Genomic DNA, 12,325 nt, shown 5'->3' on the forward strand with positions numbered 1-12,325 from the left:
TCTACCGCCACCTGCCCCGCCCTCAAATCACCGCTGAACAGCTCACACAAGCCGCTTGACGATCTATAGGAGCTTCCGCCCGGACTCACCAGGGCCGGCCCCGGGCGACCATGGCCTCGATCCCCGCGATCAGCGTCTCCAGCGCGAACGCGAAGTCGCGGTCGCGCATCTCCTCCACCGTGTCACCGCCGCGGGCCTCGACGAGGTCCGCGGAGCGGTGCACGGCCTCACCTAGGCCGGGGCTCCTGGTCACCGCGCTCAGCGCCTGCCGGAAGTACTCGTCCTGCGTCGTCCCGGCCGCCGCACAGCGCTCGACGAAGTGCCCCTCGATCGTGCCGAATCCGTACACGAACTGGAAGACCGCCGAGATCGCGCCCATCTGCTCGTGCGCGGGCAGCCCGGTCAGCCGGATCACCCGCTGCACGGCGAGCGAGAACGCGGCGGCGTGCGGGCCGATGTTGAGGAACCTCCCGACCAGCGGGGACAGCCAGGGATGGCGCACCAGCAGCGCCCGGTACTTTGCGGCGAGCGCCCGCAGCTGGTCGCGCCAGTCCCGGTCCGCGTCGGCCGGCGGCAAGCGCATCTCCCCGAAGGCCGCGTCCAGCGCCAGTTCCAGCAGGTCGTCCTTGGTGTCCACGTACCAGTAGACCGACATCGCCGTGACGTTCAGCTCGGCGGCCAGGCGGCGCATCGAGAACTTCGCCAGGCCCTCCGCGTCCAGCAGCCGCACGGTCGCCCCGGTGATCCGCTCACGGTCCAGTCCGGAGGGCTGACCGCCGCCCCCGCGCGAGCCGCCCCGGGCGGCCTTGCCCTCCAGCCAGACGCTGGTCCGCAACGGGCGTCCGGCCCGCTGGGCTGTCTTCGCCATGGCGCACCTTCCTCGACACTCCGACGGCTGATCACGATGGTGCCCCTTCGGGGGCGCGAGACCGCTGTGCGGCCGGCACCCCCGAGTCTTCCCGTTCCGCCTGTGCGAAAAGCGGTGGGCCGGGCATGTGCCCGGCCCACCGCTTCGAGGCCCGCCGTCGGTCCCGCGGACCGGCCGTCAGCCGCCGGTCTTCCGCGTGAGGTCGTAGAAGGTGGCCGAACCGGCCGTCACCTTCTTGAAGTTCTTCTCGACCCACGAGGTGATCTGGGAGGAGACGCCGGAGCCGCCGGAGCCGCCCCGGCCGCCGAAGCCCCCGCCGGAGATGAAGTAGTGGATCCTGCCCTGCGCCACGTACTTCTGGAACTGGGCGAGCGTCGGGGACGGGTCGCTGCCGTTGAAGCCGCCGATCGCCATCACCGGGTCTCCGGTGGCGAGCTGGTAGCTCGCGGCGTTCTGGGAGCCGATGGACGCGGCGACCCAGGTGTATTTCCCGGCGTCCTTCTCCAGCAGCCTCCTGGCCTCGGAGCCGACCCGGGCGCCGTTGAGCAGGCCGCCCATGCCGCCGGGGGCGCCTCTGCCGTCCCCGCCCGTCCGGCCGGTGCCGGGTAGGCCGTTGCCCTGCTGCTGGTTCTGGCCCTGACCGTTCCGGCCCGGCATGCCGCCGCCGGGGAAGCCTCCGGGCAAGCCGCCGTTTCCGCCGCCCGGGAACCCGCCGCCCTGGCCGCCCTGGGCGGTGCCGTTGCCGTTGCCGTTGCCGTTCTGCTGGTTCCCGCCCGGCACGCCGCCGCCGAAGCCGCCGCGCATACCGCCACCGCCGGGGCCACCGGGGCCGCCGGGACCACCGCGGCCGCCCATCCTGCTCGCGCCCGCCGGACCGGCCGTGACGATCGAGCCGGTGTGGCCCTCGTTCACCGTGGTCAGGGTGTACGCGGCCGGACCCGCGAGAGCGGTCACCAGGCTCAGGCCCATCGTCGCCAGGGCGAGCCGCCGTCCGAGCCGGGCCACGAAGACCAGGCCGAGGGCGCCGGTCAGACCGCCGACCAGGACGAGCCACCTCAGCCAGGGCAGATACTCCGGCGTGCGGTTGAGAAGCACATAGCCCCAGGCCGCGGTCGCCGTGGCGGTGGCCGCGAGCGTGAGCGACGCCCAGGTCTTCGACCGCTCCTCCCACAGGACCGTGACGCCCATGCCGACCAGGGCGGCGATGTAGGGGGCCAGAGCCACCGTGTAGTACTGGTGGAAGATGCCGGCCATATAGCTGAAGACGACCGCGGTCATCAGCAGCGAACCGCCCCAGGCGAGGAAGGAGCTGCGGGTCAGGTCCGTCCGGGCGGCCCGGCCGGCGAGGACGAGGCCCGCGGCGAACAGGATCAACGCGGCCGGCAGCAGCCAGGAGATCTGGGAGCCGATCTCGGCGCTGAACATCCGGTCCCAGCCCGTGGCACCCCACTGACCGCCGCCCCCGCCGCCCATACCGCCCCTGCCGCCGACGCTGCCGGTCTCGTCGCCGTTGATGCGGCCGAGACCGTTGTAGCCGAAGGTCAGTTCCAGGAACGAGTTGTTCTGCGAGCCGCCGATGTACGGGCGCGAGGACGCGGGCCACAGCTCGACGATCGCGACCCACCAGCCGCCGGAGACGACCAGCGCAACCGTCGCGAGGCCCAGTTGCAGCAGCCTCTTCCTCGGCTTCACGGGCGCGCAGACGCCGTACACGGCCGCCAGGGCCGGCAGGATCAGAAAGGCTTGCAGGGTCTTCGTCAGAAAGGCGAAGCCGACGGCGACACCCGCCCACACCAGCCACTTGGTGCGGCCGTCCTCCAGGCCCCGGACGACGAAGTAGACCGTGACCGACATCAGCAGCGCCAGCAGCGCATCCGGGTTGTTGAACCGGAACATCAGCGCCGCGACCGGGGTGAGTGCGAGCACGGCGCCCGCGATCAGGCCGGCCGCGGGGCTGAACCGGCGGCGGACGGCCGCGTACACCACGGCGACCGTCAGGACGCCCATGATCACCTCGGGGACGAGGATCGCCCACGAGTTGAGCCCGAAGATCCGCACCGACAGGGCCATCGGCCACAGCGCGGCCGGGGGCTTGTCGACGGTGATCGCGTTGCCCGCGTCCAGCGAGCCGAAGAACAACGCCTTCCAGGAGGCGCTGCCGGCCTGGACCGCCGCCGAGTAGAAGGAGTTGGCGTAGCCGGAGGCGCTCAGGTTGTACAGGTACAGCGCAGCGGTGGCGAGCAGCAGGCCGAGGAACGCGGGGCGGGCCCAGCGGGGGTCCTCGGGCCGGCCGCGCCGGAGTCTGCGCGCGAGCGGCTGCCGGGGCTCACCGGCACCGGGGACCGGCGCCGGCGGTGCGGCGGGCTGCCGCGCCGAAGTCGTGGGGGGCGGCCCCCAGGAGTGCGGCCCCGGACCACCTGGGTGGGTCGGCTGGTCGAACTGGGTGGTCATCGGTAGTCCCTCGGGTCGGTGTCCTGCGGACGCACCGGCTGTACCGGCATGGTGGCGTCCGTCCAGCTGGCGCGGTCCGCGTCGGCACCGGCGCGGAACTGGGCGGTGTCGTACGCGGTGTCGTACGCGGTGTCGTACGTGGTGCCGTGCGCGGTGCCGTGCGCGGTGTCGTATGTGCCGGCGTATGTGCCGTCGCCGTCGGACGAGAACCGTGGCGCGGCGGGGCGCCGGGGCGGCGAAGGGTGCTGCCGGTGGTGCGGATACGGGTACGGGTACGGGAGGTCGCCGCGGGCGGTCGGGTCGTCGTGCGGGGGCCGGTCGTCGTGCGGGGGCCGGTCGTCGTGGGGGGTCCGGTCGTCGTAGAGGGGGCGGTCGTAGCGGGGCGCACGGTCGTCGTCGCGCCGGTCCGGGAAGACCCAGGCACGGAAGAGCAGGAACCGCAGCACGGTCGCGGCGAGGTTGGCGGCGATCAGCACCGCCAGCTCCGTGGAGTGCGCCGGATTTCCGGTCGCCGCGTTCAGGGCGGCGAGGGAGCCGCTGGTGAGGGCGAGGCCGATGCCGAAGACGACCAGGCCCTGCGCCTGGTGGCGGACGGCGCCGCCCCGGCCGCGCACCCCGAAGGTGAGCCGGCGGTTGGCCGCCGTGTTGGCGACCGCCGAGACCAGCAGCGCGAGCGCGTTGGCGATCTGCGCGCCCGAGAACTGCCGGAAGAGGCTGTAGAGCGCCAGGTAGAAGAGGGTGGACAGGCCGCCGACCACACAGAAGCCGACGAGCTGACGGGCCAGGCCCCGCGGTACGTCCTGGATGTCCCGGTCGCGCGGGTCGTCGCCGAACGGCCGCGCGAGCCGGTCCAGCGGCAGCGAGCCGGTGGCCAGCGCCCTGCCGATCCGCCACACGCCCTTGAGGTCGTCGGTCGCCGTCTTCACGATGTGCACCGTGGAATCGGGGTCGTCGACCCAGTCGACGGGCACCTCGTGGATGCGCAGACCGGCACGCTCGGCGAGGACCAGCATCTCGGTGTCGAAGAACCAGCCGGTGTCCTCCACCAGCGGCAGCAGCACCTGGGCCACCTCTCGGCGGATCGCCTTGAAGCCGCACTGAGCGTCCGAGAACCGGGCCTGGAGCGAGCCGCGCAGGATGAGGTTGTAGGCGCGGCTGACGAACTCCCGCTTGGGACCGCGCACGACCCGGGAGGTACGGGCCAGCCGGGAGCCGATCGCGAGGTCGGAGTGGCCCGAGATCAGCGGTGCCACCAGGGGCAGCAACGCGTTGAGGTCGGTGGAGAGGTCCACGTCCATGTAGGCGAGGATCGGGGCGTCGGAGGCGGCCCAGACGGTCCGCAGCGCACGGCCGCGTCCCTTCTGCTCCAGCCGGAAGGACCTCACCTCCGCGAGCTTCGCCTCCAGCCGTGCGGCCACCTGCGGGGTGGTGTCCGTGGACGCGTTGTCCGCGATCGTGATGCGGAAGGCGTACGGGAAGGTGCGCCTGAGGTGCTCGTGCAGTCCGAGCACGCACGGCTCGAGGTCCTTCTCCTCGTTGTAGACGGGGATCACTACGTCCAGGACAGGCGTACCGGCTCCGGCGGCCGGGAGGTGCTCCCGCGCCGGCAGGGTGCCGGGAGAGGAATCGGTTCGCATGGCCCCGACTCTTCTCAAGCGCCCTGTCGCACCCATGTGGTGACGCTGTGCTGTGCCTGTGAGTGCCGTTCCCGGTCCGCTTCGGGAGCGGGCGCGGGCGCGGGGACGTGCGGGGTGAGCGCCGGCAGATGCACGGTGAACACCGTGCGTCCGGGCACGCTGTCGACGGTCACCGCGCCACCGTGCGCGGTCGCGACGGCCTGCACGATGGCGAGCCCGAGTCCGGTGGAGCCGGTGGCCCGTGAGCGCGCCGAGTCGCCGCGCGCGAACCGTTCGAAGACGTGCGGCAGCAGATCCGGCGGGATGCCCTGACCGTCGTCCTGGACGTCCACGCACAGCCATGGCCCCCGCCGCGCGACGCGTGCGGTGACGGTCGTGCCGGGCGGGGTGTGGGTACGGGCGTTGGCGAGCAGATTGACGAGCACCTGCTGGAGCCGGGCGGCGTCCGCCGACACGAGCGCGGGCTCGTCCGGCAGCTCCAGCCGCCAGTTGTGGTCCCGCCCGGCCGCCCGGGCGTCGCTGACGGTGTCCACGACGAGCGGTACCAGGTCGGTCTGCTCGAAGCGGAGCGGGCGGCCCGCGTCCAGCCGGGCGAGCAGCAGCAGGTCCTCGACGAGGAGCGTCATGCGCCCGGCCTCGGACTCGATCCTCCCGAGGGCGTGCCGGGTGTCGGGCCCCGTCTCCTCGCGTCCGCGCCGGGTCAGCTCCGCGTAGCCGCGGATGGAGGCGAGCGGGGTGCGCAGTTCGTGACTGGCGTCCGCGACGAACTGTCTGACCCGCGTCTCGCTCTGCTGCCGTGCGTGCAGGGCGCCGTGGACGTGGTCCAGCATGCGGTTGAGCGCGGCCCCGACCTGCCCGACCTCGGTGTGGGGGTCGGTCTCGGACTCCGGCACCCGCTCGTCGAGGGTGACCTCGCCGGTGTGCAGCGGCAGTTCGGAGACCCGGGTGGCCGTCGCGGCGACCTTGCGCAGGGGCCGCAGGGCGAGCCCGACCAGTACGGATCCGGCGATCCCGGCGGCGACGAGCCCGGCGGCGGTGACGCTGACCTCGACGATGACGAGGGTGTTGATGGTGTTGGTGACCTCGGAGGTGGGCAGCCCGATGTAGTAGTTGCCGCGCGTCCCCTCCTTGTACGTGACCCGGTACTCGCCCCGGCCCGGGATGTCGACGGTGTGGATGCCCTGCTTCGGCACGGCGGAGAGCGCGGCGACCTGCCCGGCGCTCAGCTCGGTGAACACCATGCCCTTGAAGCCGACGTTGCTGTCGTTGGTGGCCACGGAGACGGCCGCCTTGACGATCCGGCCGTGCGCGTCGACCACGGCGGCGACCTCCCCCGGCTGCGCCGCCCCCCTGGTGACGATGAAGTCGAGCTTGTCGTCCGCCGATTCGATCCTGTTCGGGGAGTTCGGCAGTGACGCGTTGCCCGACGGCGGTCCCGAGCCGCCCTCGGGGCCGGGCGGTCCCCCCTCGGCCACCCCCTTGGGCAGCCCGGCGGCCCGCCGGGCGGCCTCGGCGACCTGGGCGTTCTTCTGTGCGTTCAGATGCTGGCTCAGCGCGATCGTCGTCACCGTGGCGATCACCGCGCACACCACGGCGATCAGCGTCACCGCCGAGACGACGAGCCGCGTCCGCAGCGTGCGCGGCTGTCGTCCTCGCCTCTGCGTACGCGGCCGTCGTCGCCTGCTCATGACGCCGCGGGCTTGATCAGATAGCCGGCGCCGCGCCGGGTGTGGATCATCGGCTCGCGGCCGGCGTCGATCTTCCGGCGCAGATAGGAGATGTACAGCTCGACCACATTGGCCTGCCCGCCGAAGTCGTAGGACCACACGCGGTCGAGGATCTGCGCCTTGCTGAGCACGCGCCGCGGGTTCCGCATCAGAAAGCGGAGCAGTTCGAACTCGGTCGCCGTCAGGTGGATGCTCTCCCCGGCCCGCGACACCTCGTGGCTGTCCTCGTCCAGGGTGAGGTCGCCGACGACCAGGACGGAGTCCGAGCGGCGGTCCGCGGCGCCGGAGCGCCGGATCAGCCCGCGCAGCCGGGCCACGACCTCCTCCAGGCTGAACGGCTTGGTGACGTAGTCGTCCCCGCCGGCGGTCAGACCCGCGATCCGGTCCTCCACGGCGTCCTTGGCGGTCAGGAAGAGCACGGGCACGTCGGGCAGTTCGCGCCGCAGCCGCCCCAGGACGCTCAGGCCGTCCATGTCCGGGAGCATCATGTCGAGCACGACGGCGTCGGGACGGAACTCGCGCGCGGTCTGGATCGCTCCCTGTCCGTCACCCGCGCTGCGGATCTGCCAGCCCTCGTAGCGAAGGGCCATGGAGAGCAGTTCGGTGATCGACAGTTCGTCGTCCACTACCAGCACTCGGACGGGGCTCCCGTCCGGCCTCAGCAGTTCGGTGCGCCCCTGGGGCGAGGTCGTGGTCATGATGGACACCCTGTCGAGGTCCCCTGAGAGAGCCCTTTCACCTGTCTGTGATTTCCCTGAGAAACGCACAGGTGCCGCTCAGGAAACTCCTGGGAAGTCCGCGAAAGGCCTTGCCACCGGGGACGGTTACCTCGTCATGGGGCGCGGATGAGACGAGGATGAGCGTCCGTGCCCGTGAAAACGCTGTGGTGGGACCGAGGATGACGGTAGGTCAGCCGCGCTCCGGGTCGGCCGGATAGGGCCGCTCGAAGGTGTGGCTGCGCTCGACCCTGGCGACATGCACCGTGTAGGCCTGGTACCACTCCGCACGCCCCCGCTTCTGGGCCGTGCGGTGCTCCTGATCGGTGCGCCATGCCTCGAGGGCGGCCGCGTCCCGGAAGTAGCCGACGGTGATCGACAGCCCGCCCGGGGTCCGGGCGTGATCCATGCCGAGGTATCCGGGAATCTCCCCGACCAGCTCCTCCATCCGCTCGGCGGTCTCCGCGTATCCGTGGTCGGCCTCGGTGCGCAGGGAGGTGAAGACAACGGCGTAGTAAGGGGGTTCATGGGCGGGGACGGGTACGGGGACGCCGGCTGCGGAGGCCGGGGCTGCGGTGGAGGCGGGGGCGCCGGGCACATTGCGGTGATCGCTCATGCCGACACGATCGGCCGCGCCGGCACCGTCCGTCCACCCCCCGGCCCGGGGCAGCCGTCGGCCCCTGCGGCAGCGCCGCTCAGAACAACCCGTCCTGCACGCCCGGGTCCCCCGACGCTCCGACCGGAACGGTCAGCCGATCATCGGGGGCACCCGTCAGTTCCCACCCGGTCATCAGCCGGGTGTCGAGTACGACGACGCCGCGCCCGGTGGCCAGATGAAGATCGGGCCCGGCGGCGGCCAGCAGATCTCCGCTCACCACCCCACCGGCGACCAGCTCGCTCACCACACCGTCCACCCGTACCGGCCCCTCCAGACCGAACACCGCGCCATGGTCGACCGCCCGGAACGCCGCCCGCTCCAGCGACTCCGGCCAGCCGTCGAGCGCCACCGCCCGGGCGTGCAGCTCGGCCAGCTCGGCCGCGCGCTCCCCGGCGGACGGCAGCACGGCCCGCACCGCACGCTTGCCGGCGTAGGGAATCCGGTCCGGTACCCCCAGCGCGGCCCGCAGCAGCTCCTCGGTGCGGCGCGCCGCCATCAGGGGCCCGGTCCCCAGCCAGCCGAAGGAGACGGCGCCCTGCTCCAGCAGCCGCGCCGGGCCGCGTTCGGCCGCGGTGATCCCGACCTTGACCATGCCGGGCCCGAACCATGCCAGATACACCCGGTACGGGCGGGGATCATCGGCGGCGGTGTCCGCGGCCACGGAGTGCGCCCGGTTCAGGCGCGCACACTCCTCGCACCGCGCACCGGTGCTCCGCCCCGAGACCTCCGCCCGTATCGGGCATCCATGGCCCCGCGCCCCCACGCAGGTCCGCACGCCGCCCGCCATGACGGCGAAGGCCACCCGCCTCCCCCGCTCCAGCTCACTGGGCCGCCCGCCTTCCCAGCGCAGCCGGGGACCGCCGTCGGCCCACGACAGCCCCGCGCATCTCCAGACCCGAGTCATCACTGCCGAGACTAGGCTCCGCCACTGACACTGCGGGCCCGACGGGCGACGCGGGCCCGGCGGCCCGGTGAGCCGGGCCCCTCGGTCGCGTCCCGCCCGCGTCCGAGGGGCCCGGGGCCGCTCTCAGTGGCCCATCGCCGCGCGGACGGCCGCGACCAGTTCCGCCACTCCGTGCTCCTTCAGGACGCTGCAGTGGTCGCCCTTCAGCTCCACGACCCGGGGGGCGGCCGCCGAGCAGCCCGAGCGCCCATCGATGAAGGAGTGGTCGTCTCCCTGGGCCTTGAAGAGGGTGATCGGCGCTTCGAGGGTGCGCTCGGCCAGTTCGCGGAAGGTGTACTCGAACTCGTACGTCGTACCCACGATGCGGGTGATGCGGCGGATCACGGCCTCGTCCAGGGACGGGCACAGGCCGTGGACATAGGAGACGAAGCCGTCCTCGTCGTGCGCCTGGGCGAGGCGGGCGTCCACGGCGGGGCCGTGGACGGTGCCCGCGAAGACGGAGAAGGGAATCTTCAGGTAGGCCGGGTTGCCGAACGACGCCTCCCGTCCCCAGGTACGGCCGTCCTCCTCGCGTACCTTCGGGTTGCCCGGGCAGATCAGAAGCAGGTGCTCGACCTTCTCCCCGGCCTGCTCCAGCTGCCAGGCCGCCTCGAAGGCGACACGGGCGCCGAAGGAATAGCCCCACAGGGCGTAGGGGCCGCTCGGCTGGACACGGCGGATCTCCGCGACATCCGCGGCGGCCGTCTCGCGGATGGTGTCGTAGGGGGTCTCGCCGTCGTTGATGCCGTGCGCCTGGACACCGAAGAAGGGGCGGTTCAGGTCGGCCTCGCGGCCCAGCAGGTGCAGGAACTGGCGCCCGGGAACCCCGGAGCTCTCCGGGACCCCCGGCCCTGTGCACCTTCGCCAGGGCCCCGGCAGAGCCTGTCGACGGCGAATCCCCAACCCCCGAGATCCGTCGGGGTCATCCCCCATTTCCCAGATCGGTTGTTGCCCGTCTCCTGAGCCCGCCAGCACACTGAATCCATGTCAGGCGATCTCTCCGGAGCAGACGACTCTCGCCGTCGCCCGGTGTCCGAGCAGCGGGTGTCTCATCGGGACCGGGACGCGGCCGTGGAGATCCTCCGGGTCGCGGCCGGTGACGGCCGGCTGACGGCCGCCGAGCTGGAAGAGCGCGTAGAAGCGGCGCTGGTGGCGCGCACCGCGTCCGACCTCGCGGAACTGACCGCCGATCTGCCTCTCGAAGGGATGCCGCCACAGGCTCGCGAGGTGATCCGGATCGACCAGCGCTTCGGAGAGGGCAAGCGCGCCGGTCGCTGGCTGGTTCCCCACCGGATGGAGATCCGGCTGATGTTCAGCGACCTGAAACTCGACTTCACCGAGGCCGTGATCACCCACGACACCCTGCACATCGAGGTGGACCTGCGCATCGGCGGCAATCTGACGCTGGTCACCGGACCGGGGATCGTGGTCGACGCCGACGACGTCACCTACAGCCGCGGCGACATCAAGGTCCACCCGGTCACCGGCCCGGAGATTCCCGTACGACTGCGCGTGGTGCTGACCGGCAGGTCGACCGGCGGCGACATCGTGGCCCGTCTGCCACGACGCACCCCTTGGCAGCGGCTGCGCCGCAAGTCCTGAGCGCCCGGCCCCTGTTCGGCCGGCGTCTTCGCGACCGGTGGGACGTCGAGGTGCCCCAGGGCGCGGGCGCGCCTACGAGGAACCTGCCCCGGAGGATCGGGGCAGATCGCTCGAGTCTTGCGCGGCTTGCGCAGTGTGCGGTGTGGCCGGGAACTAGAAGTAGATGATGTCCCAGTGGCTGACTTCATCGCAGTAGAGGTCGCCTGACGGGGACTTCCACAGCGCGAAGCCATCGCCGCGGAGGCCGACGTATTGGAAGGTGCCCTTGATGTAGTTGTTGAGAGCGGGGATGGGCAGGAGGTCGATCTTGTAGCCGTTGGCGTGGGTGTACTTCTCGCCCTCCCCGTGGCCGACCTCCGTGCCGCCGGTGACGATGAGGCTCGCGACGCCGCTGGCCTTCTTGAGGTTGATCACCCCGTCCACCGTGTCACTGAGGATGCCCTCGTACGAGACGCAGTCCGGGTTGTTCTTGTCGGTACAGCCCCCGGGGGATGTGGCCGTGATGCCGTTGGAGATCAGCCGTGCCTCCGCCTGCGCCTGGGTCAACGGCGTACCGGAAGCCGAAGCAACCCCGGCGGTGAACAACAGAGCGGCCCCGACCCCGGTGACAGTGACTGTCAGCTGGGGCAGTACGCGCATGGTGCCTCCTGAAGGTTGGGTGTCTGACGCCGACCGTGCGTCACGGAGCACAACGACCGTTCTCCGCACCGGTGCCGGGTGATCAAGGCAAGATCGCCGGGACGGAGTGCCGGCCGTACCGGGGCGGTCCGATGGGCTGATCTTCGCGACGACGCCCGGCAGTGTCACGACTCCCGCAGCCTGAACCTCATGCACGCGCGAGCCGGGATGTCAGCGGCGTGAGGTTCACTGAGCGCCATGGAGGATTCGGAAGTCGTTGCCGCCATCCGGAAGATCATCGACTCGTCCGTTGTGAGCGGACCACCGGTCGTTCTCGAGGCCTCGGAGGGCACAAGTCTGAGGGAACTGCTTGCCGAAGTGAGCCGGTGGGCAGGCAGGCCCCGCAACCTCGCCGCGGACGGCTTCACCGACCCCTCACTCACCGAGCGCACCGGACTGCCGCTCGTCGAACCGTTCGGGGACGAGTTGCTCGAGATGCGGGGCTGGGCCTACAGGTCTCACTGGGTCGGTTGCGGCAGCGTCGCCACCTCACACCGGGAGCGCGTGGTCGTGGTGATCGCCCACCGTGAGGACCCTGCGGTCACCGGGTTTCCCGAGGGTGCCTCCTGGGCCGGGAAACTGCGCATCCTCACCGGCTGGCAACCGGTGCCGCAGCCGGCCGTCGACTGGCCTGCCGTCGAGGCCGATCTGGGCACCTCGCTGCCGAGCGATTACAAGGAGATCGTCGACCTCTTCGGTCCGGGCGGCTTCGACGAGTACGTCGACCTCCTTGTCCCCGGAGCCCTGGGCATGGACATCGTGGACTGGGCCAAGAGCGAGGGCTATCCGGTGCCGGACGGGCTCCTGAGATGGGGATCGTCGGAGCAGGAGTTCGACTTCCTCTGGCAGACCAGGACGGCCAGTCCGGACGACTGGCCCGTCCTCGTCGGCCAGTACGGCGACTGGGAGCGATACGACTGCGGTCTGGGCGAGTTCCTCGTCCGCATGCTCACGGACCCCATGTACGCGTTCCCCACAAGCCGCCTGGACGCTCACTTCTTTTGCAGTAACGACCTTCGATCCGTTGAGGGGTGACTCGGCCACG

At 71.5% G+C, this 12,325-nt stretch carries 10 protein-coding genes and 1 pseudogene; 2 read left to right on the forward strand and 9 right to left on the reverse strand.

The window, feature by feature from the left end; genetic code table 11:
* Positions 1–85: 85 nt before the first annotated feature.
* The 8 genes and pseudogenes from LZ604_RS17450 to LZ604_RS17485 form a co-directional block, all read right to left on the reverse strand.
* Entirely contained in the window at positions 86–868 is a 783-nt protein-coding gene (locus tag LZ604_RS17450) for a TetR/AcrR family transcriptional regulator (RefSeq protein WP_234516146.1), read from the reverse strand.
* 177 nt (positions 869–1,045) lie between these two features.
* A complete protein-coding gene (locus tag LZ604_RS17455) occupies positions 1,046–3,319 on the reverse strand; it encodes a glycosyltransferase family 39 protein (RefSeq protein WP_234516148.1) in 2,274 nt (757 codons plus the stop codon).
* The gene (locus LZ604_RS17460) at positions 3,316–4,956 is read right to left on the reverse strand and encodes a bifunctional glycosyltransferase family 2/GtrA family protein (RefSeq protein ID WP_234516150.1); all 1,641 of its coding nucleotides are present in this window, start codon (positions 4,954–4,956) and stop codon (positions 3,316–3,318) included. Before LZ604_RS17460 ends, LZ604_RS17455 begins: the two co-directional genes overlap by 4 nt.
* A gap of 14 nt (positions 4,957–4,970) precedes the next feature.
* Positions 4,971–6,644 carry a sensor histidine kinase gene (locus LZ604_RS17465; protein ID WP_234516151.1) on the reverse strand — a complete coding sequence of 558 codons (1,674 nt, stop codon included), beginning with the start codon at positions 6,642–6,644 and terminating at the stop codon, positions 4,971–4,973.
* Positions 6,641–7,381 carry a response regulator transcription factor gene (locus LZ604_RS17470; RefSeq protein WP_308283601.1) on the reverse strand — a complete coding sequence of 247 codons (741 nt, stop codon included), beginning with the start codon at positions 7,379–7,381 and terminating at the stop codon, positions 6,641–6,643. Before LZ604_RS17470 ends, LZ604_RS17465 begins: the two co-directional genes overlap by 4 nt.
* Positions 7,382–7,592: 211 nt before the next feature.
* Positions 7,593–8,015 carry an antibiotic biosynthesis monooxygenase family protein gene (locus LZ604_RS17475; RefSeq protein ID WP_234516153.1) on the reverse strand — a complete coding sequence of 141 codons (423 nt, stop codon included), beginning with the start codon at positions 8,013–8,015 and terminating at the stop codon, positions 7,593–7,595.
* Positions 8,016–8,094: 79 nt separating this feature from the next.
* A complete protein-coding gene (locus LZ604_RS17480) occupies positions 8,095–8,961 on the reverse strand; it encodes a DUF2797 domain-containing protein (RefSeq protein WP_234516154.1) in 867 nt (288 codons plus the stop codon).
* A 123-nt stretch (positions 8,962–9,084) separates the two neighbouring features.
* Positions 9,085–9,807 (reverse strand): annotated as a pseudogene (locus LZ604_RS17485) (thioesterase domain-containing protein); the annotation flags it as partial.
* Between the two features lie 177 nt (positions 9,808–9,984).
* Between LZ604_RS17485 and LZ604_RS17490 the strand changes: the two are divergent.
* The gene (locus LZ604_RS17490; RefSeq protein WP_234516155.1) at positions 9,985–10,602 is read left to right on the forward strand and encodes a DUF1707 SHOCT-like domain-containing protein; all 618 of its coding nucleotides are present in this window, start codon (positions 9,985–9,987) and stop codon (positions 10,600–10,602) included.
* A 153-nt stretch (positions 10,603–10,755) separates the two neighbouring features.
* On the opposite strand, the gene LZ604_RS17495 is transcribed toward LZ604_RS17490, so the two are convergent.
* The gene (locus tag LZ604_RS17495; RefSeq protein WP_234516156.1) at positions 10,756–11,241 is read right to left on the reverse strand and encodes a hypothetical protein; all 486 of its coding nucleotides are present in this window, start codon (positions 11,239–11,241) and stop codon (positions 10,756–10,758) included.
* Between the two features lie 237 nt (positions 11,242–11,478).
* On the opposite strand from LZ604_RS17495, the gene LZ604_RS17500 reads away from it, so the two are divergent.
* Positions 11,479–12,315, forward strand: coding sequence for a hypothetical protein (locus tag LZ604_RS17500; protein ID WP_234516157.1), 837 nt, complete (start codon positions 11,479–11,481; stop codon positions 12,313–12,315).
* The last annotated feature ends 10 nt before the right edge of the window (positions 12,316–12,325 follow it).

Source organism: Streptomyces glomeratus, from assembly GCF_021462825.1.
Taxonomy (GTDB): domain Bacteria; phylum Actinomycetota; class Actinomycetes; order Streptomycetales; family Streptomycetaceae; genus Streptomyces; species Streptomyces glomeratus.